Origin of the sequence: Gaoshiqia sediminis (assembly GCF_025907915.1) — a bacterium.
Taxonomy (GTDB): domain Bacteria; phylum Bacteroidota; class Bacteroidia; order Bacteroidales; family Prolixibacteraceae; genus Gaoshiqia; species Gaoshiqia sediminis.
The window spans coordinates 195,547-219,164 of record NZ_JAPAAF010000001.1 but is presented as its reverse complement, the minus strand read 5'-3'; the positions used below and the strand labels follow the sequence as shown (position 1 = coordinate 219,164).

Genomic DNA, 23,618 nt, shown 5'->3' with positions numbered 1-23,618 from the left:
TTATTTGGGTTCAATGGCCCTGAGGACAAATTGTTTTACTTCTTGTTTTCGTTCTTCCAAAAAGGCTTGCGTGGCAGCCTTGTCTTCGTTAAAAGCCAAAAAACTGATCACTGGCCTGGCTGCGAACGGGAAGACACACAGCCCGATTACATTCACCACGAGGTGTTCCGGTTTCATACAAACGATTTCGCCGCGATCCATCGCATCGGAAATGATTTGCAGGATGGGTTTGATGTTGAATCCATGCTTCATCACCAACTTGAAAAAGACTGAAGGGTCACGATTGATTTCCTTCAAAATGAAACCCGGCAGGTAAGGATATTTCAGCAGCAAATCGATGTAAGTATCGATAGCTTGTTCAACTTTGGATGTAAAATCCATATCCGACTGGAGGATTTGTCCGATTTTCGGGAAGGCAAAACCAATGATTTTGCTGAAAATGGCATCAAACAGCTTGTCTTTGCTTCTGAAATAATAATGCAACAAAGCTTTATTAATGCCGGCTTCGTCGGCAATCTCCTGCATCCGCGCGCCGTCCATACCCTTTCGTACAAACACGGTGGTGGCTGCATCCAGGATTTTTTCTTCGGTATTATCTTTCCTTGCACTCATTTTGACAAAAAGGTTTAACTACATGGTTAAATTCGTGGCAAAAATATATTCCCAAATCAGAAACTCCAAATATTTTGACCAAAACATTTAACCATCCGGTTAATGATTTATTATAAGGCCTGATTTTCTGGCCTATACACATGCTCGTATTCCTTTGAAGTAATTGTATGCCGTAAACCTGAAGGTATTTTACTTGTTTAAACAGAAGGAAAACCTGCACATCATGAAAATTGAAACCAACAAAAATGCACCAGCCTGGCACCGGGAAGAGCTGCTGATTGATGCTCCGGCTGATCGGGTTTATGCTATCCTCGCTGATATCCGCAATTGGGCACATTGGCAAAGCGGGGTCAGCAAAACCAAGCTACACGGCAAGATAGTCCCGGGCACCAGTTTCGACTGGAAAGCCGACGGTTTTTCCATAAAATCTGATGTTCACACAGCTGCTGCTCCTCTCGAATTTGGCTGGACAGGTAGGATGCTTTGGCTCAAGGCAGTACACAACTGGACTTTTTATCCCGAAGGAAACCGCACCCTGGTAGTGGTTGAGGAATCAGTCGAAGGTTTTGGGGCCGGACTGATGCAAAAAGCGCTGGCCAACGGCATGAAGAAAAGCCTGTTGGAATTAAAGGCAGAGGTTGAACGAGCATGAAAAAGGGCAGCCAAGCGGCCACCCTTTTAAACTCAAATCCTGTAGGACAGATTACGCATCTGTTTTCTTTATCTGAGATTCGTCAGATTCAATTGGCTTTTCCGGAGCAACGGTTTTCCCTTTTAAATAGTCAGGCAATTCCATCCCCGCAGTTTTAAAAATATCATCCAATGGCGGAATGGCGCCCAACATACCCTGCATAAAGTTGGCTGTTGACGTTTTACCATCCTTCCCGTTTCCGGTTTCCCAAACCGTAACCTTGTCAATTTTAATATTTTTGATGGCTTCCACCTGTGTTTTAACCAACTCGGGTAATTTGTCGGCAATCATCATCATCACGGCATCTTTCGAGTTATTGCCTGCGGCTTTCACCAGCATGTCGAAACCTTCGGCCTGCTTACTCAAAATTTCATAAATACCTTTTGCCTGAGCTTCCATTTTCATATAAATAGCGTCGGCCTCCCCTTTTGCATGACGGCGAATTTGCTCGGCCAACGCTTCAGCATCAATTTCAACTTTCTGTTTATCGATTTCGGCTGGTACCACAATATTCGCGGTTTGCGTAGCCTTATCACGAGCGGCACGCACCATCTCGGCCTCTCTTTCAGCGGCATAGGCTTCTTCAAGGGCTTTGGCCTGTTTTACTTTCTCGGCGGCCACCGCTTTGCGCATCGCTTCGGCTTCCTTTTCGCGCCGTTCTGCATCCGAGTTGGCAATGGTTACACGGGCCACGTTTTCACCTTCAACAGCAGTCGCATCGGCAGCCGCTACTTGCACGCGCTGTTCCTGATGCGCATCGGCCTGCCCGATTTCACCGTCGCGGTTCTTTTCGGCGACACTTTTCTTGGCATCGTTGATCGCTTTTGCCGCCGCTTCCTTACCAAGCGCTTCAATATAGCCCGACTCGTCGTTGATATCGGTCACGTTCACGTTGATCAGCTTCAAGCCAATCTTTTTGAGTTCGGCCTCCACATTGGATGAAACGGCCGCCAAAAATTTATCGCGGTTACTGTTGATCTCTTCAATTTCCATGGTGGCCACCACCAAACGCAACTGACCAAAAATAATGTCCTTGGCCAGGTTACTGATTGATTCCTGACTGAGACCCAGCAAACGTTCAGCAGCATTGTTCATAATGCTTGGCTCGGTAGAAATCCCGACGGTAAAGCGTGAAGGCACATCCACCCGGATGTTCTGTTTACTCAGCGCGCTCCGCAGGTTAATTTCGATGGATATGGGAGTCAGATCCAGAAATTCATACGCATGAATGATTGGCCAAATAAAAGCGGCACCCCCGTGGATACATTTCGCCGAACGGGATTCGCTGTTAATTCCCTTTCCGACCTTCCCGTACACCACCAAAATGCGGTCGGAAGGGCAACGTTTGTAGCGTTTTGTCATCGCTACAATAATGATAAACAAGAACAGGACAGCAATGCTGACCATGATAACAAAGTAATTGTCCATAGTAGTTAATATTGATTTTTAGTTGGAGTTTCTTTTTACCAAAAGGATTTGGTCGTCAATCACATCAACCACCTGAATAATGGCCGACGTAACGATTGGTTCTTCGTCATCGGTAATGGCATCCAAGGTCCGGAGCGATCCCTGCACCGTCAGCTGGACTTTACCCATACCGGCCCTTTTTTTGGGGATGGTCAGATAAACTTCGCCCAAGCGGCCGATGGCATTTTTCATTTTCAAGGTCCCCGTTTCGGCCAGTTTCGACATAAAATAAAACAATGAAGCCATAGCAAACATCATCAAAAGGCCACACAATACTGACAGCAGGATCGTGAGCCAATTAGCCAGCCCGATACTGGAAAAACCCAGTCCTGACCAGCCGAACATGACAAAAAAAGCCACAATATTCTTTAACGAAAGGAACTGGAATGGAATGCTGTCGCCATCGGCAAGGGAGGTATCAATACCCGTTTCAACCTCAGCCTCCACTTCAGCACCAATGATAGTGGTAACCAGCAAAATAAGGAAAAACACGGTAGAAGGCAAGGTAACGATCCAATAGATTTGTTCAAGCAAGTTGAGTGTTTGCCATTCAGGTAAGATAGATAAGATCATAACAAAAGTTGATAGTTTTACTTCTGTTAAAAGTACGAATTAACTTTATTTTTTCAATCGCAAAATACAAATTATATTAAAAAACATCTTTCATTTTACATTCCGGACAATCGCCCTCCGGTTGGAGTAGTTCATAATTAACAGCGACGAGGCGATCACCAGCATGCCGCTCACCGAAACCCAGTCGGGATTTTCGTTTGGTAAAATGATCCAGCTCAGGGCTGCCCCGGAAACCGGGATTAAAAACTTCCAGGTATTTAATTCAGAAACCTTCACCCCCGGACGGTGCAACAAGGTAAACCAAATGGCAAAGGCCGCAGCCGACAAAAAACTCAGCCAAGCCAGAGCCACAACATATTCGATTGAAACAGCCCTCAGCCCAAAGCCTTCTACCGGCACCGAAATCAGCAGTAAACCAATCCCGCCAAATAGCAGCGACGAAGAACTTAGCACCACCGGCGAAATGGTATTTGGTTTTTTGGCCACCAACACATTCGATAATCCACTCACCAAGTTATTGAGTAACAGCAAAGCCACACCCAACAAACTGATCTGCAACCCCGTTGACAATTCGCTCCGGCTCAAACTGATGATGGCAACACCCGCCACCCCCAACAAAATGCTCAGACTTTTCAGCCAATCCATCTTGTCGTTGTGAAAACTAAAATGCGACACCACCGAAATAAACAGCGGCGACGAGCCAATGATCATGGCTGAAATGGAGGCTGGCAACAAATTAATCCCCGAATAGAACAACGAATACTGAAGTACAGTTTGCAAACCCGAAATCAGCGCAATAAATCGCCAGTTTCGCCTTACCTCCTTCCAATAATTCTGCATGTTGTTGAAATAGACAATCAGCATCAGCCCGGAAATCACAAACCGCACTCCGGCAAACTGAAAAGGCGTGTGGTACTTCAACCCAATTTTTACACCCACAAATGCAGACGACCAAAGCAAGCAGGCCACGATGGCCAAAAAAATCGTACCGGAGAAAAACCCTTTTTGTTTCATAGCACAAAAGTGCAATAAATTCCGCAATCAACGTTTTTAAAAAAGCAGTGGAATCTGGACAGGATAATTATATTTGTAGGGATTATATTCAATAAATTTCGGCTGAATGAGGCAAGAAGAAACAGACGTTGGCTGGTTTAAAGATGTTTTTGATGAACATTACGGACACATTCGAAACTATTTGTATTATCTGTCAGGAGACATTGCCCTTGCCGAAGACCTCACCCAGGATGTTTTTGTCACCTTATGGGAAGAACAGCGGAAGAACAGAAAGACTACCGTTCGGGCCTTTCTGTTCACGGTGGCAAAAAACCTGTACTTTAAGCACCACCGCCGACAAAACATCCGCTTCAACTTTGCCAGCTCGCTCAACCAGGAGCACGACCAGGAATCACCCGAGTTTATTATGGAGATGAAAGAGTTTGACAAAAAAGTGCAATTGGCATTGGCTGGCATCCCCGAAAAAACCAGGGCCGTCTTTTTAATGAGCCGCATCGACAAAATGACTTACACCGAAATTGCCGAAAGCCTGAATATCAGCAACAAGGGAGTGGAAAAGCACATGAACAAGGCGCTCAATCTGTTGAAAGAAAAACTGGAACGTAAACTTTAAAGACCATGAAACAACAGCAATTAGATATCGATCAGCATGTTTCGGGTTTTAAAGTCCCCGCAGATGTAAGCCGGGAAGAAGCCTGGGGGCGGCTGCAACAAAAGCTGAACAGAACGCCGAAGCCCAACACATCGAAAATAAAAAAACTGATTTGGTCAACGGCTGCCGCGGCTGCTTTATTATTGGCATTTTTAATCGCTTTCGAATCAGGATTTTTTGCCCCACAGGTACAAAACACCCAGCTTGCCCAACAACAAGTATGGTTGCCCGACAGCAGCCTGGTAAGGCTCAAAGCCCGTTCGAAACTATCATACAAATACCGGACGATCAGTGGCAACAGAGCGCTGCGGCTCCGGGGAGAGGCCTTTTTCGATGTCAGAAAAGGCCGGACATTTACGGTTCGTTTTCCAGGCGGCCAACTCAAAGTACTTGGAACCAAATTCAACATTCAGGCCTACAACAGCGAGTCGGGCCGGGTAGATTGCTTTGAAGGTTCTGTGAAAGTGGAAATCCACCAGTCCGAATTCATTCTGGAAAAAGGACAATCGCTCACATTTGATGCCCACAATACCGACGGCCCGTTTTCGTTCAATGCAGACGAAATATCGGTCTTGCCCGACAATACCTACCATTGGACCAGCCGCCCGTTAAAAGAAGTTCTGATGTTAATCAGTCAGCGGGAAGGCTACCAGTTGCTTGCCCCCGAGACTTTGTTGCAGCAACGGTTTACCGGCAGCCTTCCGCTTACCGACTGCCACCAAACCTTGCGCATTATTTCGCGTGCCATGAACATTGACTATAAAATCGAAAACCATCAACTCATTATCTTTGAAAAACAGTAAGGCACATATAATTCTCATTTTTCTTCTAGCAATTGTGCAAACCGGACTGGCACAGGATAAACCCATTTCTGCCGAAGCCCGAAAACAGCCGTTGAGTGAAGTACTGGAACAAGTTTCGGCCACCTGTGATGTTTCGCTTGCTTTTGATGCCGATTATTTTTCAAAAATTGAAGCCACCTTTATTTTCCGTGAAGTTTCGCTCACCAACTTCCTGGACGAACTTTGCAGGAAGTATCACTTGTTGTACGAAAAAATCGGTACTACTTGGGTGATTTATGCCAATCCTGCGCCGATTCCTGTCCCTCCGCCCGAATATGTGCAGTTGCGCGGGCAGGTAATTGACCAGGAATCGGGCGAACCGCTTTTGTTCTGCAACATTGGTTTAGGCGAAAATAAAGGGACCACGACTAATGAACTGGGAATTTTCAACGAAAAAACAGAGAAAGAAGAACAGATCACTCTCAGCATAAGCCACTTGGGCTATCACCGACTGGACACGGTCATCGGCCTCAGCGAAACGGCATTCCATACCATCCAGCTCGTCCCTTTCTCCGTCCATCTCGAAGCCATCCATGTTTACCAACAGGAAAAAGACGTGGTTGAGATGGGCGACAAATCCGGAAAGCTAGCCTTCAACCCCAGGCAATCGGCACATCTGCCGCGGGTTGACGACAGCGACCTGATCACCGCCCTCAGCCTGATTCCGGGGGTCAATTTTTTGGGCGGGCAAAGCTCGGGTATTTCCATCCGGGGCAGTTCGCCTTCTGAGAACCTGGTTTTGCTGGATGGCATCCCCGTGCTGGAAACCAGCCATTTATTCGGAAACCTGAGTGTGCTGAATGCCAAGTTTATCACCCAGGCTTTTGTGTCGCGCGGGGCTTTTGATGCCACCTACGGCGAACGCACCTCCGGTATTGTGGAGCTGACCGGGAGGAGCAGCTACCTGAAACCCGGCCTTGACCTTTCGGCCAACCTGCTCAATGTGAGTGCGGCAGCCCACGTCCCGATCGGCCGGAAGATCTCGGTGAGCGGCGCCTACCGAAAATCGTACATCGACCAATGGGAGAATTATTTGTACGAACAGATACTCAGACAGCAAAGCAACGATGCCGAAGATGGCGCCACAGTGGAGCCGTCTGTTGTGTTTGATGATTTGAACCTTAAAATCACCGCTAAACCAGACGAGAAGCAGGAAATATCGGTCAACTTCCTGGAAAGCAACGACCTGCAAAACCGGGACTTTCAGTTTAAAGAAACCTCCCGCTTTTTCAGGGAAGAAGAAAGTGACAGCAAAAACCGGGGTATCAGCGGCAACTGGAGGTATCAATCCGGCAACTGGCACCATCACCTGAATGTGGGCCACAATGAGCTGAAGCGATCTGCCTGGTCGTATGCGGGCATGGGCCCCAACAGTCAGGGAAAAGGAGGCAAGGAAGAACTTGACTCCGACAACAATTACCTGGAAGAACTTATGGCAAGCTGGTCGGGCGAACTAAAAACCGGAACGTTCACCCATCAAGCTGGCTTCGGCCTGCACAACGACCAGGTTTCGTACGACTACCGGGCCGAGCGGACGGTCGGCAACATTCAAATCGATTCGATCAATAATAACACTCACGCAACCATTTTGCACGGTTACTGGCAGGAAAAAATTCAGTTGACGAATCAGCTACAACTACGGGCAGGCATCCGGGGCAATCACGAAAGCACTACCGGAAAACTTTACCTTCAGCCACGCGCAGGCATTTACATGGACCTTCGGGAGGGGATTCAGCTTTTCTATTCCGGTGGCGTTTACAATCAGTTTTTATCCCGCATCCGAAAAATTGACAGCAGCGGCAACAGCGACCTGGTGTGGTACCTGCCCGACTCTACCGGGCTGGGAACGCTAAAAGCCATCCAGCATGTGGCAGGTGTCAGCTTCGAAAAAAACGGACTGGCCATCAACCTGGAAGCGTATTATAAAAAGACAACAGGTAAAGTAAACCTGTATACCGAAATGAGCGGCAAAAAAGAAAAAACCATGACGTACGTTTCCCACCAAGGCCAGTCGGAAAGCATCGGGTTGGATGCGATGCTGCATTACAAACAAGGTTTACTGACCCACATGCTGGCCACTTCGGTTTCGAAAACCACCGAACAGTTCAACGGCTTCAACAACAGCGAAAGCTATCCTTCTTTTGATGACCAACGACTACGTCTGCGTTGGACGGAAATGTTCCGGCACCGGGGCTGGGTGTTGGCAACCAACCTCACCTTCCGCTCGGGAAGTCCGTATCTGTTGCAGTCCTCCGAATCCGGAAACACCGAATTTAGTCGCCTGCCTTACTTTGCCCAAACCGACTTCTCGGTGATGAGACGTTTCACGGGCAAATACCTCTCCGTCAGCGCCGGGCTTTCCTTGCTCAACCTGTTCAACCGGCAAAATGTGGTGGAAGTGGATTATCTCAACATTTCCGATGCCACCGGTACCTATTCCTTGCGCACCGATGTCACCGCCATGAAATTCACACCCGTTTTTTTCATCAACATTAAAACGCTCTAAAACAATTAGTTTCAATATTTCTTGAAAAAAATCAATTTTTCGGGTAGGGTATTTCCGGAGCAAAGGATATATAAGGCGTAAAAACTGTTATATGAAATGTTCACAACCTGTAAAATCAGTCTGCTGTCAACCATGCTGGCTATCTTTCGGATAGAAGACAAGGTTGAAAAAGTGATCCGGTCGTACCGGGTTACTGAGCTTACTGACAAAGAGGTTGTATTTCATGATATTCTGAAAAAAATTGAAGAAGGAAGCTACAATCGTTCCGGGGCAAAAGCAATATTACTAAGTCCTGTTTATCGAATCGCAATTTCAACCGCTGCTTTCCTGGTCCTGATTTTCCTTCTTCATTTTTTCTTTTCAGGAGAAATCATTGAAAATAAAACACTGCAAGCTAACGCATTCAGGCTCCCTGACCATTCGCGTGTTGTGATTAACGCAAACAGCACCGTCCGTTATCCTGCCTATTGGTGGAAACGGGAAATCAAGCTTCAGGGCTCGGCCTACTTCGAGGTTCAAAAAGGGAAAAAGTTCATTGTTAAAACAAGAAGAGGGGACGTAAGTGTCCTGGGAACGAGGTTTCAGGTGGCCGAAACCGATCGCGACCTGCTGGTAAATTGCTACGAGGGAAAAGTACTGCTGACCAGCCAGGAACAACAGTTGATCGTAAATGCCGGCCATTCGCTGAGACTTGATTACAACGGAAAGGTTTCGGAAACTTCCGAATCCATGGATTATCCGGAAACAGCTTGGTTTCGAAAATCTTTTTCGCATGACGAGCTTTCAACCGTGACGAATTCGCTGGAAGATTTTTTTCAGATCGACATCCTGATTAAAACAACGCAACCGAAGCATTTCACAGGCAAACTGGAAACCCCGGATGTAAAAACCGCCGTACAAATCATTTGTCGTTCACTTGATCTTACCTACTCTTTCCAAACCGACGAAGTAATAATTATTCATGAAAAAAGAGGAAGATGATGAAAGCAAAAATGAAAACAATTTCCATGCTATTCCTGGGCCTGCTAGCCCTGGCCTTTACAGCCTGCAACAATGACGAAGCCAACTCACAAAACGATGGAAAAACGACTGTCCGCTTTTTACTAACCGATGCCCCCTTCCCGTTCGAGTGGGTGGAGGAAGCCAACGTGACCATCGACCGCGTTGAAATACGGCGCGTGGGTGATGGTGAAGACGACGGATCGCCGTTTACCGGCTTCGACCTGGAAGGCGAGACCACCTTCAACCTACTCGATCTGCAAAATGGGGTGACCGCCGGATTGGGAAAAATGGAACTCGAAGCCGGGAGCTATGACGAAATCAGGCTCCATGTGGTCAACGCCAACATTAAACTAACTGATGGCACCCTCATGGATTTGAAGATACCAAGCGGTTCGAGCAGCGGATTAAAAATTAAAATTGAAGGCGACCTGAACGTCACTTTCGGTGGTTTTGCCACTGTTTTGATCGACTTCGATGTCAGCCGTTCTTTTGTAATGCAGGGCAATGCAAATACCCCTGCCGGAATCAAAGGTTTTATTTTTAAACCGGTTATCCGTGCTTCGGTTACCGACAATACCGGGTGGATCGAAGGTCAGGTGATGGCTGATGGCGAAGCGTTAGTTGACAGCCTGGTGAACATCATTCATGGAGATGATACCCTGACTGCCAAGACCGGTGAAGAAGGTTTTTACAAGGTGATGGGACTGCCGGCCGGCACATACAAGGTGAATTGTGAAATTGCCGGATTTGAAAAATTTGAACAGGAAGCTGCTGTATCTGTAGGTCTGGGAACAACGGTGAATATTTCCTTCATCTTCCCGGGAAATATTGGTGGCGTAGTCAGCACCGGCGAAACACTGTTGAAAGACATCACAGTGAGCGTGTTTGCCACTCCTGCAGAAGGAGAAGAACCTGCCACCACTCCGCTGGCAACTGCCGTATCGGCTGAAAACGGAAGCTATTTGGTAGAAGGACTGGCGCCGGCGACCTACATTGTAAAATGCCAGGCCGAAGGATACACCCCGTTTGTGCAAGCTGGCGTTGCAGTAACCGCAAAGGACACAACGACCGTAAATATTGCATTGGTGGCTGCAGCCGGTGAATAAAAAGAATTGACATCAACCGTCTTGTGGTTGAAAGAGAAGCACCAGCCAAGGGTGACCTCCACCCGACGGAGCTTGATAGATAGACAAACATGGTAAAAACAGGTATCAGCGGATGCCTGTTTTTTTTTGAATGATCAGTTCGGTGCGACACCTGTTGACCAAATCAGAAAACAGTAAATTCTGAAAAACAAAAAAGCTGCCCAAAGAGCAGCTTTTTGCGGTGCGGACGGGACTCGAACCCGCGACCCTCGGCGTGACAGGCCGATATTCTAACCAACTGAACTACCGCACCGGATAGTACTTCCAATATCATTTTCAGCGGTGCGGACGGGACTCGAACCCGCGACCCTCGGCGTGACAGGCCGATATTCTAACCAACTGAACTACCGCACCAAAAAATGTTGTTTTAAATGATAATTGGCGTACTTTTTTTAAAGAACGAACCTTCTGAAATCCGTTTCTCAAAAGGCTTTGCAAATATATACTTTCTTTTTTTTCCTGCAATAGCGAAAACTAAAAAATTGCGAACAAAAATAGGCTCCTTCAATAACCTTCTTATTCTCAACACGAAAACAAATTCCCTTATTTTATCAGGTGTTCAGCCACTAATTTCTTCTCTCCATGCCACCGGTAAGCTGTCAGCGAGCCTTTCCGGCTCACACACGAATCCAGGCAACAAAGGTTGGGTGCAAGAAAATTATTCCCGTTTTTCATGCAATAATGTCCAAAGAAAACAATCGGAGCCTTGGCGGGATATGGTTTCCGCGATTCGACGATTTCTTCGGGAATGGTATAAAATGGCAAGTCAAAGCGACTTTCGAAGGAAAGCTCTTTAAAGGTCATCCCCCAGGGATCGAGCCACCATCTTGAGCGAAATGACCGGTGCGCCCTTCCATCACGATCAAACACCAGCAAGTCTTTGGGAAGCTGAAAATCAATTCCTTTACAAGTTTCCCAGAACGCCTTCGACACAGGAGAACCGTTTTTCCCGATTTTCTTCAGAAAGGATTTTCTGAGCTTTTGAGGCGGCAGGTTTTCCTTTAAAAGACGGATATTTTCGTCCTGCCAGCAGGCATGCACCACACGAATGCCATCCAGTTCCAAATACATGGGTAGCGTCCGCATCCATTTAATGTGGCTTTTCCATTCATCCATATCTCCAACAAACTCGCTCAAGGTTGGGTTGAGGTCCATGCGCAGGCGGCTCCAGCGTTTGCTCAGGTGCTGACCCTCCTTATCGAGCAAACTGTAGTAGATTGCGTTTATTTCATGATTTCCTAAAATGGCCAGGGCATGTCCCTTCTCGACCATGGCACGGATGATGCGGATGGTTTCTCTGATTTTAGGGCCACGATTGATGAAATCGCCAACAAACACGGCCTTTCGGGTTGGATGGGAATAAACATTGTCGGCCAGGGAATACCCCATTTCTTCCAGCAACGCTTTCAGCATGTCAGCCTGTCCATGTATATCACCTATAATATCATACATAAAAAAAGCCCGGTTTTATCCGGGCAATTTATTATTTTTTTATGAGAATTGACTTTCAAAAAGCAATCAATGACTGAGATTATTTGGTTAATTCATTTTCAATGAACTTACCCAGTTTGAAATAGCGATCGTAGATCACTTTGTACTTCTCAACATTCTCCGGAATCGGGTGATACTCGGTTTCGAACCCGCCACCCATTTTTTGCTGTGCCTCCGTGGTGGTGGCATACACACCGGCAACCACGGCTGCGGCCATAGCCGAACCCAACGCACATGCTTGTTCCGAGCGGGCCACTTTAATGGGCATATTCAGCACATCACAAACAATTTGCATCACCAGCGGCGACTTTTTAGCCACACCCCCCAGGGCAATCACGCCATCAATGCGCACACCTTCCTGGATAAAGCGGTCAACAATAGCTTTGGAGCCAAAAGCCGTCGCTTCAACTAAGGCGCGGAAAATACGCGGAGCATCCGTTCCAAGGCTCAGCCCGGCGATGGCCCCTTTCAGGTTCTGGTTGGCATCGGGGGTACGTCGTCCATTCATCCAATCGATGGCCAGCACACCAGTTTCGTTAATGGGAAGTTCGGCTGCCGCTTTCGACAACTCGGCAATCATATTGTCAGAAATTTCATCCAACAGTTGCTGCCGTTTGGCTTCATCAACGATAGCGGTTTTTGCCAGAATTTGTTCGGCAGGCCACATCAACACCCGTTTAAACCAAGCATAAATATCACCGAAAGCCGACTGACCAGCTTCCATGCCAAGCATACCGGGAACTATTGATCCATCCACCTGCCCGCAAATACCAGCCACCAGCTTATCGCCCACTTCTTCCATGGGGGCCACCAGCATGTCGCAAGTAGATGTACCCATCACTTTGCTCAAATAATAAGGTTCGATTTGTGCTCCCACAGCGCCGAGGTGAGCATCGAACGCGCCAACGCCAACCACCACATCCTGCGAAAGGCCTAATTTTTCGGCCCATTCTTTGGTCAGGTGACCAACAGCCACATCGCAGGTATACGTTTCTTTAAACAAACGATCGCGCAGGCCACTCAGCAACGGGTCGAGCGCCGTCAGGAACTCTTCGGAAGGAAGGCCGCCAAAAGCTTCGTGCCACATCGCTTTGTGGCCGGCAGCGCAACGGCTGCGTTTCAGAATTTGCGGACGAGTGGTGCCAGTCAATACAGCCGGAATCCAGTCGCAATGTTCAACCCAGGAGTGGGCAGCCCGCAGCACACCGGCATCTTCGCGCGACACGTGCAGCAGTTTCGCCCAGAACCATTCCGACGAGTAAATACCGCCTTCAAATTTGGTGAAATCGATGTTCCATTTGCCGGCCAATTCATTAATTTCATCAGCTTCTTTTACAGCTGTGTGATCTTTCCAAAGCACAAACATGGCATTGGGGTTTTCCTCGAAACCAGGAGTTAACGCCAGCGGCGTACCTTTTTCATCAACGGCTACCGGCGTTGATCCGGTCGTATCGACCGAAATGCCGACTACATTTTCTGCCACGCCGGCAGGAGCCTGTTTCAGGGCTTCAACGATGGTGTATTCCAGTCCTTCCAAATAATCCAGCGGGTGCTGGCGAAATTGGTTTTGGGCCGGTTCGCAATACATTCCTTTTTTCCAGCGCGGGTATTCGAACACCACACTGGCCACTTCTTCGCCGGTTTCCACATTCACAATCAGTGAGCGCACGGAATCCGAGCCATAGTCCAATCCGATCGTATATTTTGCTTGAGCCATTTCTAATTATTTTTTTGATTTAAGTTCAGAAATAATTGTTGCCGCTTTCTGCCTTCTACCAATCTGTGAAAGAAGCGATAGCGCAAATAACAGGTTCTTTTACTTACTGTCCGTAATAGGCATCTTTTCCGTGCTTGCGCAGGAAATGCTTGTCGAGCAAGGTTTGCGACATTTCTGTATTGGGGTTCAGGTGAAGTGAGCGGAAGGTCATTTTAGCCACTTCTTCCAACACAACAGCATTATGCACAGCATTGTGCGCATCTGTTCCCCACGAGAAAGGCGCATGATTGTTCACCAATACACCCGGTACATAATCGGGGTTCAGATTTTTGAAACATTCCACAATCACATTTCCGGTTTCCAGTTCATAGGCACCTTTGATCTCCTCGTCGGTCATTTTCCGGGTGCAGGGAATCTCGCCGTAAAAATAATCGGCATGCGTGGTTCCCACTGCCGGAATAGAACGACCGGCTTGTGCCCAGGTAGTTGCCCACTCGGAGTGGGTATGCACAATGCCACCAATATTTTTGAAATTTTTGTACAGCACCAAATGAGTTGCCGTATCCGACGAAGGTTTGTATTTTCCTTCCACCATATTGCCATCCAGGTCCAGCACAACCATATCATCCGGTTTCATCCCATCGTACGAAACGCCGCTGGGTTTAATAACAACCAAGCCTTTACTGCGATCGATGCCACTCACGTTTCCCCAGGTAAAGATAACCAGTCCATGCTCCACCAATTCCAAATTGGCGCGGCATACCTGTTCTTTTAATTCTTCTAACATGTTTCTTCTTTTTACTGAATTAGTCCGGCACAAACAACCGGTTTACTTGACACTCACAGCACCAGCACCTTCCTCAGAAGCAGTGTTGTGCCACAGGAGAAGAAAGGAACCGGCCATTCTTACGAAGCACCGGGTTCCTCTCTTATTTTAAAAGTTACTCATGATTTCTCTAATACAACGGTTACCAAAAGTAAATGTAGAAGACAACCGTGAGGCCAATAATAATGGCTGTGTGCATAAGGTCCCACTTGTTCCAACTGGCACGTGTGGCCGCTTTTTGGGCAGCCGTTGCCGAGGAATAAGTTAGCCCTTCGATTTGGGCAGCAGGGGCCGGTTTGGTGAACATACTCACAACCATTACAACAATAATACTGAAGATCAGCATACCACCACTGAAGAACAACCAGTTTACGTCGTAGAACAAGACATAGAAGAAGTTATTCACGCCATTTTCGGCAGCCCAGAGTTTCACATCAGCATATCCGGCATTACCGGCAAGAGTTGAGTAAAGGACTTTGGCCCCCAATCGCATAATACCGATAATGAAACCGGCGATCATCCCCCACATACCACCTTTGGGCGTAGGCTTGCTGGAAAGAATACCCAACAGGAAGGCAGCCGCAATACCCGGCGCCAAAACGGATTGAACATCCTGCAAATAGGTGTAAAGCACATCACCGATACTGCGCATAATCGGAATCCACAAAATACCAAGGATAACCACAACAACAGTAGCTATACGTCCAACACGGAGTAATTTTGCTTCGCTGGTACTGGGCTTGTACTTTTTGTAGAAGTCGATGGTGAACAACATAGCAGATGAGTTAAACAAAGAGGCCAATGAACTCATCAGAGCCGCCAGGATACCGCAAACCACCAGACCTTTTACGCCTGCAGGAAGCAATTTGGCCACCAAGGTTGGGAAAGCTGCATCAGCATTTGGCTGTCCGTTTTCCAACAGGGGCAAAAAGCCGCCAGACTCCAGTCCTTTTTGGTGAAGTGCAAAAGCAATCATCCCCGGAATCATAAACAGAAATACAGGTGTGAGTTTCAGGTAGGCGCCGAAAATAGTACCACGGCGCGACTCTTTTTCGTTTTTACCGGAAAGTACACGCTGAACAATAAACTGGTCGGTACACCAGTACCAGAAACCAATTACTGCGGAGCCAATAAATACACCCAGCCAGGGGAAGTCGGAGTCACGGTTACTGCGTATCAGGTTTGTCATGGTATCACCATAGTCGTTCACTGGTACAGCGCTGGTGATACGTAACATTTCGTCCCAACCACCAACAGCTTTCAATCCCAGCACAACAATAATAATTGATCCCAACAAGAGAATTGGAGTTTGTAAAACCGATGTGTAAAGCACCGATTTCATACCACCAATAACGGTGTAAATCGCTGTCAATAATACTAGGCCAATAGCGGAGATCCAGAAGAAATCAATTCCCCACATGGTTTCGATACCGAAAACCTGCTGAAAAACCAAACCACCGGCATAAACAGTAACAGCAACTTTCGTTAACACGTAACTGATCAGCGATATAAGAGAAAGAATGGTTCTCGATTCTTTATTATATCGTTTTTCCAGGAATTCGGGCATGGTTGACACCATGCTTCGCGAGTAGAAGGGCACAAACACCCAGCCCAAGATCAGGATCATCCATCCCTGAATTTCCCAGTGGGCCATGGCCATCCCGCTCGAAGCACCCGCACCGGCCAAACCGATCAGGTGTTCCGATCCGATATTTGATGCAAAGATAGAAGCGCCAATTGCAATCCAGGAGGCATCGCGCCCGGCCAGGAAGTAGTCGCCCGAGGTTTCTTCTTTCTGCTTAAACACCCAGACAATGATCGCGATCAATGCCAGTCCGAAGATTCCAATAACAATCCAGTCTAATGAAGCCATTTAGTTACAGTTTTAGTTTGTTTATTCGTCAAGTGCTTTATAAACCTTTTGAAAGGTGGTAATACAAATCATTCCATCTCAGTTCTTTCTTGAATTCGGGGATGGTTGTATTTTCATCAATCACCACCAATTCCAAGTTCACCATTTCGGCGAAATCTTCCAGGCTTTCGCGGTTCAGGGCCATTGAGAAACTGGTATGGTGGGCTCCACCGGCGTAAATCCAGGCAGCGGCACCAATTTCCAGGTTTGGCATCGGGATCCAAAGGGCGCGGGCAACCGGCAATTTAGGAAGCGGTTGGGCCTTGATCGATTTCACCGGATTGAGGATCATGCGCATACGTCCGCCCATGTCAACCAACGTAGCATTGATGCCATCGCCTTCGGGGACATTGAATACCAAACGGGCAGGTGCATCTTTACCACCAATTCCCAGCGGGTGTACTTCTATCGACGCTTTTCCTTCGGCAATTGAAGGACAAATCTCAAGCATGTGGGCGCTCAACACGGCAGGTTGGGCCGGATCCATGTGATAGGTATAATCTTCCATGAATGAGCAACCGCCTGTCAACCCGGCACCCATGACTTTCATGATGCGTACCAGTGCAGATTGTTTCCAGTCGCCTTCGGCGCCAAAACCGTAGCCTTGCGCCATCAGGTGCTGGCTTGCCAGGCCGGGAAGCTGTTTCAAACCGGTCAGGTCTTCAAAGTTGGTCGTGAATGCTTTGTAGCCGTTCTTGTCGAGGAACTTCTTCATCCCCAGCTCAATTTTGGCCTGGTACCGAACGTTTTCGTTTGTTTTGTCGGCGAGCTGATATTCGGTAGCATAAACTTCCATCAGTTCATCAATTTCTTTTTCAGAAATAGTTTCCATGCTTGCCACCAATTCGCCCACGCCGTGGTAATTTACCTGCCAGCCCAGTACTTTCTGAGCCTCCACTTTATCACCCTCGGTAACGGCCACATGGCGCATATTATCACCAAAACGGCAAATTTTCAATGATTTCGATTCGTGGTAACCGATAGCCGCACGCGACCAGGCGCCCAATTTCTTCTGAACATTCGGATCCTGCCAGAATCCGACAACAACCTTGCGGTTCAGGCGCATACGGGTGCAAATGAAACCAAACTCGCGGTCGCCGTGGGCCGACTGGTTCAGGTTCATGAAATCCATATCGATATCGTTCCATGGGATGTCGCGGTTAAACTGCGTATGCAGGTGGGCAAACGGTTTGCTCAATACATTCAGGCCCTGAATCCACATTTTTGCAGGCGAGAAAGTATGCATCCAGGTGATCAGTCCGATACAGTTAGGAGCGTTGTTGGCAGCCAAACACAATTGATAAATTTCGTCGGGCGTAGTTACCACCGGCTTAAAGACGATTTTTACCGGGATTTCGGATGATGCATCCAGTGCCTTGGCAATGGTTTCCGAATCCTGATCAACTTGTTTTAATGTTTTTGGGCCATACAAATGCTGGCTCCCGGTAACAAACCAAACCTCCAAATTTTTAAAATCCATTTTTTCCATCTCCGTATGCTTTTTAAGGTTATTATATTTTAATGATCCGCCCGATTTCCTTTTCCCGGGCTTCCTGATTATTATAGCGATAATAAAAAGCGCCCTTTTTCGATTCTGTCGAATCTTTTTTATTCAAGCGGGTTAACAAGTCGAGCGACAACACCTTTTTGCGAAAGTTTCCCGGGTCGAGCGTGCGCTGAAAAATGGCTTCGTACAAGCGGCGCAGTTGAGTGAGCGTGAAAATTTCGGGCAGCAGTTCGGGTCCTACCAACTGATAACCTGCCTTTTGCTGCAATTTCGCCAGCGCTTTCTCAACAATTTCATTGTGGTCGAAAATCAAATCGGGCCTCTTCTCCAGCGGAAACCAATCGGCACCGTACTGGCTCACGATTTCTTCATCGTGTTTATCCAGACGAATCAGCGCGTAATAAGCAATACTGATTACCCGGGCCGTAGTCTCCCGGTTTGGCTCGGAAAAAGCGGCCACCTGTTCCATGTAAATCTGGTCCAGGCCCGTGGTGCGTTTCAGGATGCGTGCAGCTGCCTGGTCGGCTGATTCGTTCTCCTGAACAAACCCGCCCAGCAACGACCAATTCCCCTTGGCCGGCTCAAAACTCCGAGGGTATAATAATAGCTTCAGCTCGCCATCCATGTAGCCAAAAATGACACAGTCAACGGCAACATAAACCCTGGGGTGCTGCCCGTACAATTCCTGCAAATTTTTCTTGATCTCTTCCATGCGGTTCAAAATTATAAAAGTATATTGTACTCTTATTGATTCTCGTCTGATTTTTTGGTGATTGTGTTTTATAACATTAAAGAATGAAAAAAGCCACCCGGACAAATCCAGGTGGCTAAATCATAAAAATACGAACAGATGCTGTTATGTTCTTATTTTGGAACCCTTTGTGGCAAAGAATATCAGATACAGGTAGTAAACAAACAAACAACTAACGGCAATAATTACCGATCCGGTGATGGTTTGGATAGCCCCCATAATAGGCATTAAAATAGCGGCACCAATTACCGACGTTGCAATAATACCGGATGCAACATCCGAATGAGGCCCTAAATCTTCCAGTGCCAAACTATAAATTACAGGCCACATAATCGAATGGAACAAACCTGTTCCCAGGAATAACCACATGCTTACATTGCCGGTTAACACAATCGCCCCCGTCAACATGGCTGCGCCACCAATGGCACAAATCGACAGAATTAAGGACGGTCTGGCTTTCTGAAGGACAAAAATGCCAATCAAACGGCCAACCATTAGTCCACCCCAGTAAAATTTCAGCATGTCGGTAGAGGATGTGTCGATTACTGCACCTGTTTTACTTGCAAAGTCGGCAAAGAAGCTAGGGATACCAATCTCAATGCCCATATACACGAAAATGGCCAATGATCCCAGCCACACGTGCGGATATTTAAAAGCGCTTGATTTGTGTTTTGTTTTGCTTGCTTCTTCGGCAGCTTTTTGTTCTCCCTTAATATCAGGTAGTTTCAAGAAAAACATGATCAGTAGGATGACAACAGTAACTACACCAATCCCGATAAACGGATTCTTCACAATTTCCTTTATCTCAGAATTTTCAAGCACTTCACCCGGAGCAAGTTCAGGAGTGACCAATAAAATGGATACAAAAATCGGTGCAATAACCGTTGCCACAGAGTTCAGGGCATTGGTCAGGGTCAGACGGCTTGCAGAGCTTTCAGCAGGACCTAAGGCAACCACATAAGGGGCAGCAGCCACCTGAAGCACAACAACCCCAATGGCAAAAATTGAAACTGCACTTAAAAAACCATAATACCCGAACCCCACACCGGGGATACTCGCAAAGAAACCTAACGCGATTAATGCCAAGCCGGTAAAAATCGAAAAGCGGTATCCAATGCGCTTAATCAGAAACCCTACAGGAACTGAAAGCACATAGGCGCCATAAAAGAAAGTATTCGGTAATTGTTTTTGAACATCGTTAAGACCAAAGGCGCCTTTCAGAAATTCAATCGTTGAATTATTCATCGTTGTGATAAATCCGAAAAGGAAGAACAACGAAGCCATCACAATCAACGGGAACAAATACTTGTTTTTAGTACTCATGTCTGGAAGTTTATAAGTTTAGTATGAAAGATTAAAAATCTAATTTGATTGCACCTTTGGCTCGGATGAACAGTTTGTGGCATTTTCCATCACCATAAACATGCTCCAGCGTTTTCACGTACTCATCCAATTTATCCTGCGGAACAAAGGCTTGGATGGTACCGCCGAAACCGCCTCCATGAACACGCCAGGCACCCGCTCCTTTCAGCACCATTTCACTTAATGCCAAAGCCAACGAAACCACCTGATCGTCCTTATGAACGACATCAAAAATGTTTTGATTGTACATGTATGAGCTATAGCCCGATTCTACCACCATCTTCAGGAAGGCCTGAAAATCGTTGTTTTCCAATGCAGCAACCTGATCTACGACACGTTGGTTGTCGCCCTGAAAGTGATAAGCCCGCAGGATAGCCCGGTCGCCGGTTTTTTCGCGTATTTCGGGAATCTTTTCAACAATCTGCTCCAGGGTCACCTCGCGAAGCACCTCGGCACCAAGCGCGTTGGCAACCGATTTCATCTCAGTAGGCAACGATGCATATTCAGCCTGCGAGGCCGGGTCGTGGTGACCACCGCCCACATCGGTAATAACCAAAGCAAATCCGGTTGATACGAAATCGAAATCAACCTCCTTTACAATGGGTTTTGCCGGGTTTTCAAAATCGATGGTGATCAATCCCCCCACCGAACAGGCGGTTTGGTCCATTAAACCGCACGGTTTTCCGAAGTAGTTGTTCTCAGACCATTGTCCGATGATGGCATTTTCCACAGCGCTCATTTTTCCATCGTTGAACAATTGGTTGACAATAGCACCAATCAACACTTCGAAAGAGGCAGAAGAGCTCAGGCCTGAACCTTTCGGCACACGGCCTTCAATGCAGGCATCAAAGCCGCCTATTTCGTACCCCTTTTCTTTCATGCGGGCGCAAATTCCCTTCACCAGAGCCGAAGAAGTATAAAACTGGGACTCATCGATGGCCAAATCATTTAGGTCAACCTGAAATTCGGGATATCCGGCTGATGTTACCCGAATAATATTGGTCCCGTTTTTGGCAGCAACAGCAATGTTATCGAGGTTTACAGCTCCGGCTAATACGCATCCGTGGTTGTGGTCGGTATGATTGCCGCCAATTTCGGTACGCCCGGGCGAGCTGAACAGTGCCACCTCGTCCGTTCCGTAGATTTTTTCAAATTCACCCATTAACCCTGCATAGCGGGCAGCCTGTTCGTTCAAGACAGCCGCATCAACGCCATACAACTCCTGGAACAGCGGATTGTTCCCGCCGTTTATTTTTTCAATTAACGCACTAATTTTTGCCATAACAATTTCACTGGTTGAGTTTTATAATTTATTGATTTGAGTCTTATAATGGACATCAGGAAGGTCGCGCAAGCGCTGAGCGGCCTGTTCTGCAGTAATGTCGCGCTGTGGTGTGGCCAACATTTCGTAACCGACCATGAATTTTTTAACCGAAGCCGAACGCAACAGCGGCGGATAAAAATGCATGTGCAGGTGCCATTCCGGGTAGTCGTTCCCATCGGTTGGTGCCTGGTGCAAGCCTGCCGAATACGCAAACGACACTTCAAACAGATTGTCGTATTTCACCGTTAGTTGCTTATAAATATCGGCCAGTGCGGTTTTTTCGTCATCGGTAAGTTGAAGGATGTTTTGAACAGCCCGCTTGCTGATAATCATCGTTTCGAACGGCCAAACGGCCCAATACGGAACCAGCGCAACGAAGTGCTCATTTTCGGCAAGCAACCGTTCTTTTTTATCCAGCTCAGCTTTCAGGTAATCGCCCAACAGCGTCCGCCCGTGCTTGTCGAAATACGCTTTTTGGGTTTGCGATTCTTTGGCAGGTTCGGTCGGAACCGACGATGATGACCAAATTTGCCCGTGTGGGTGCGGGTTTGAGCAACCCATGATGGCTCCTTTGTTTTCAAAAATCTGAACGTAATTGATACCATCGGTGTTGCCAAGTTCTTCAAATTGCTCACACCAAACGTCCACCACTTTGCGGATATCGGCAACCTCCATCTCAGGGATGGTCAGGCTGTGGTCTTCGCTGAAGCAGATCACTTTGCAAATGCCGCTCTCACTCCTCGCCTGGAACAGGCTCCCTTCATTTACTTCGCCATGGGGCGTATCGGTTAATAACGCGCTGAAATCATTCGTAAACACGAAGGTTCCTTTATAATCCGGGTTCACCTTTCCCCCGGCACGTTCGTTGCCCGCGCACAAATAGCAGGTCGGGTCGTACTTGGGCCTTTCGTCCAAAGCAGGCTTTTCCACTTGCCCTTGCCACGGCCTTTTAGCGCGGTGTGGCGAAACCAAAATCCAATCATTTGTCAGCGGATTCAACCGCCGGTGAGGATGATCTTCAATATTAAAATTGCTCATTTTCTCTATTTTTCCAACTGGTAGGTACTGGTGGGTAAAAATACATAAATTCCGCTGTGGGGCGTGTGTACTATTTATGTTTTCAAACATACCCCAAAGGATGAGTACAATGTGTGTCGGGGAAAAGCTACAGGCTTTTGATTTATCAGCAATTCAATTCCACTATAACGAATTTCGCCGGATTAGCGATGCCGGGTTGGCCAGCTTTTCCCGGCGCTTTTCAACGATCATCCCGGCCAGGCTTTCGCCCATCAGTTTGAAATCGGTTGAAATAGTAGTGATGCCTCCGGCCACCACTTCCTTTAAAACAGTATCATTAAATGAAACAATACCCAGATCGCTTCCTAGGGTCAGGTTTTGCTCGGCAGCCATTTTCACCAAGCGCACCAGGTTCCGGTCGGAGGGAACAAAATAAGCTTCGCCTTTACGGATCTTACGGCTCAGCAAGCTGCGCAGGATTTCGAACGGAATGTTTCGCTCCTCGCAAAACTTCTGAAAACCAATCATCCGGCCTTCGGGTTCTTTTCCCCCCGGAAAAACCATGACCAGCTTGTCGTACTTGGCCAGTAAATCTTCCCCATCCTGAAGAGCCCGGTAAACATCGCCTTCAAAATCCTGATAAACCACCGGAAAAGCTTTCAAATCATCCTTTAACCGATCGAGAATATACACTTTATCTTCCGGCAAGGCGGCAATAATGTCTGCGGTATGATCGAACGTGGCCGGCATGATGACATAAGACGTGTATTTGCCAACGCTTTGATGAATCAAATCTTTGAACAATTGAAAGTTGAAATGGTGAAAGTAAATATCTACGTTCGACTTGATATCCAGGCTATTCAACAATGCGGTGTATAAGTCTTCCTTGAAAGCATTCAGTTCATCAAAAAGCAAAAAGATCCGTTCATCCAGGTTAATATCGGTGCTATTAATATAGTAACCCTTCCCGGGAATAGAATTAATGACGCCCTTCGCTTTCAGTTCATTAAAAGCCACCATCACCGTATCGCGCGAAAGGTCGAACTCGGCGCAAATCTGGTTCAGCGATGGTATTTTATCGCCCACTTTCAAATCGCCATTTGAGATGGCCTGATATATAGAGTTTATTATCTGTCGATATTTGGGAACTCCCAGCGTGTCGTCAATTTGAATATTTTCCACAAAGTTTAATTTTGTCAGGTATTAA

Annotated in this window: 20 protein-coding genes and 2 tRNA genes; 6 read left to right on the top strand and 16 right to left on the bottom strand. The window is 47.1% G+C overall.

The genetic code is table 11. The features are described 5' to 3' along the window. A complete protein-coding gene (locus tag N2K84_RS00940) occupies nt 1–612 on the bottom strand; it encodes a TetR/AcrR family transcriptional regulator (protein WP_282589878.1) in 612 nt (203 codons plus the stop codon). A 223-nt stretch (nt 613–835) separates the two neighbouring features. Here N2K84_RS00940 and N2K84_RS00935 point away from each other — a divergent pair, with 223 nt between their 5' ends. Beyond that, nucleotides 836–1,264 carry an SRPBCC family protein gene (locus tag N2K84_RS00935; protein WP_282589877.1) on the top strand — a complete coding sequence of 143 codons (429 nt, stop codon included), beginning with the start codon at nt 836–838 and terminating at the stop codon, nt 1,262–1,264. A 51-nt stretch (nt 1,265–1,315) separates the two neighbouring features. Here N2K84_RS00935 and N2K84_RS00930 read toward each other — a convergent pair whose 3' ends face one another. From N2K84_RS00930 to N2K84_RS00920, 3 genes are all read right to left on the bottom strand, one after another. Further along, the gene (locus tag N2K84_RS00930) at nt 1,316–2,731 is read right to left on the bottom strand and encodes a flotillin family protein (protein WP_282589876.1); all 1,416 of its coding nucleotides are present in this window, start codon (nt 2,729–2,731) and stop codon (nt 1,316–1,318) included. Nucleotides 2,732–2,749: 18 nt separating this feature from the next. Beyond that, a complete protein-coding gene (locus N2K84_RS00925) occupies nt 2,750–3,343 on the bottom strand; it encodes a hypothetical protein (protein WP_282589875.1) in 594 nt (197 codons plus the stop codon). A gap of 90 nt (nt 3,344–3,433) precedes the next feature. Then, on the bottom strand, nt 3,434–4,357 hold the full coding sequence (locus N2K84_RS00920; protein WP_282589874.1) for a DMT family transporter: 924 nt from the start codon (nt 4,355–4,357) through the stop codon (nt 3,434–3,436). 106 nt (nt 4,358–4,463) lie between these two features. Between N2K84_RS00920 and N2K84_RS00915 the strand changes: the two genes are divergently transcribed. The 5 genes from N2K84_RS00915 to N2K84_RS00895 all read left to right on the top strand — a co-directional run bounded on the left by N2K84_RS00915 (nt 4,464) and on the right by N2K84_RS00895 (nt 10,465). Beyond that, nucleotides 4,464–4,970, top strand: coding sequence for an RNA polymerase sigma factor (locus tag N2K84_RS00915; protein WP_282589873.1), 507 nt, complete (start codon nt 4,464–4,466; stop codon nt 4,968–4,970). A gap of 5 nt (nt 4,971–4,975) precedes the next feature. After that, complete coding sequence (locus N2K84_RS00910; RefSeq protein ID WP_282589872.1) at nt 4,976–5,812, top strand: FecR family protein; 837 nt, start codon at nt 4,976–4,978, stop codon at nt 5,810–5,812. Beyond that, entirely contained in the window at nt 5,799–8,357 is a 2,559-nt protein-coding gene (locus tag N2K84_RS00905; RefSeq protein WP_282589871.1) for a TonB-dependent receptor, read from the top strand. The genes N2K84_RS00910 and N2K84_RS00905 overlap by 14 nt, the downstream gene beginning before the upstream one ends. 96 nt (nt 8,358–8,453) lie before the next feature. Continuing rightward, the gene (locus N2K84_RS00900; RefSeq protein WP_282589870.1) at nt 8,454–9,338 is read left to right on the top strand and encodes a FecR family protein; all 885 of its coding nucleotides are present in this window, start codon (nt 8,454–8,456) and stop codon (nt 9,336–9,338) included. Continuing rightward, nucleotides 9,335–10,465, top strand: coding sequence for a DUF4382 domain-containing protein (locus tag N2K84_RS00895; RefSeq protein ID WP_282589869.1), 1,131 nt, complete (start codon nt 9,335–9,337; stop codon nt 10,463–10,465). The genes N2K84_RS00900 and N2K84_RS00895 overlap by 4 nt, the downstream gene beginning before the upstream one ends. A gap of 218 nt (nt 10,466–10,683) precedes the next feature. Here the strand turns inward: N2K84_RS00895 and N2K84_RS00890 are convergent. The 12 genes from N2K84_RS00890 to N2K84_RS00835 all read right to left on the bottom strand — a co-directional run bounded on the left by N2K84_RS00890 (nt 10,684) and on the right by N2K84_RS00835 (nt 23,593). Then, nucleotides 10,684–10,757 (bottom strand) — tRNA-Asp (locus N2K84_RS00890). 27 nt (nt 10,758–10,784) lie between these two features. Continuing rightward, a tRNA-Asp gene (locus N2K84_RS00885) sits at nt 10,785–10,858 on the bottom strand. Between the two features lie 189 nt (nt 10,859–11,047). Beyond that, a complete protein-coding gene (locus N2K84_RS00880) occupies nt 11,048–11,956 on the bottom strand; it encodes a metallophosphoesterase (RefSeq protein WP_282589868.1) in 909 nt (302 codons plus the stop codon). A 79-nt stretch (nt 11,957–12,035) separates the two neighbouring features. Continuing rightward, the gene (locus tag N2K84_RS00875) at nt 12,036–13,712 is read right to left on the bottom strand and encodes a ribulokinase (protein ID WP_282589867.1); all 1,677 of its coding nucleotides are present in this window, start codon (nt 13,710–13,712) and stop codon (nt 12,036–12,038) included. 103 nt (nt 13,713–13,815) lie between these two features. Continuing rightward, nucleotides 13,816–14,499, bottom strand: coding sequence for an L-ribulose-5-phosphate 4-epimerase (araD, locus tag N2K84_RS00870; RefSeq protein WP_282589866.1), 684 nt, complete (start codon nt 14,497–14,499; stop codon nt 13,816–13,818). A gap of 181 nt (nt 14,500–14,680) precedes the next feature. Then, nucleotides 14,681–16,411: a sodium:solute symporter gene (locus N2K84_RS00865; RefSeq protein WP_282589865.1), complete on the bottom strand. Its 1,731-nt coding sequence runs from the start codon at nt 16,409–16,411 to the stop codon at nt 14,681–14,683. A gap of 37 nt (nt 16,412–16,448) precedes the next feature. Next, nucleotides 16,449–17,939 carry an L-arabinose isomerase gene (araA, locus tag N2K84_RS00860; protein WP_282589864.1) on the bottom strand — a complete coding sequence of 497 codons (1,491 nt, stop codon included), beginning with the start codon at nt 17,937–17,939 and terminating at the stop codon, nt 16,449–16,451. A gap of 22 nt (nt 17,940–17,961) precedes the next feature. Next, complete coding sequence (locus N2K84_RS00855; RefSeq protein WP_282589863.1) at nt 17,962–18,669, bottom strand: NUDIX hydrolase; 708 nt, start codon at nt 18,667–18,669, stop codon at nt 17,962–17,964. A 144-nt stretch (nt 18,670–18,813) separates the two neighbouring features. Further along, complete coding sequence (gluP, locus tag N2K84_RS00850) at nt 18,814–20,031, bottom strand: glucose/galactose MFS transporter (protein ID WP_282589862.1); 1,218 nt, start codon at nt 20,029–20,031, stop codon at nt 18,814–18,816. A 31-nt stretch (nt 20,032–20,062) separates the two neighbouring features. Then, a complete protein-coding gene (locus tag N2K84_RS00845; protein ID WP_282589861.1) occupies nt 20,063–21,352 on the bottom strand; it encodes a galactokinase in 1,290 nt (429 codons plus the stop codon). 21 nt (nt 21,353–21,373) lie between these two features. Further along, nucleotides 21,374–22,432, bottom strand: coding sequence for a UDP-glucose--hexose-1-phosphate uridylyltransferase (locus N2K84_RS00840; RefSeq protein ID WP_282589860.1), 1,059 nt, complete (start codon nt 22,430–22,432; stop codon nt 21,374–21,376). Nucleotides 22,433–22,594: 162 nt separating this feature from the next. Beyond that, nucleotides 22,595–23,593 carry a GntR family transcriptional regulator gene (locus N2K84_RS00835; protein WP_282589859.1) on the bottom strand — a complete coding sequence of 333 codons (999 nt, stop codon included), beginning with the start codon at nt 23,591–23,593 and terminating at the stop codon, nt 22,595–22,597. Nucleotides 23,594–23,618 lie beyond the last annotated feature (25 nt).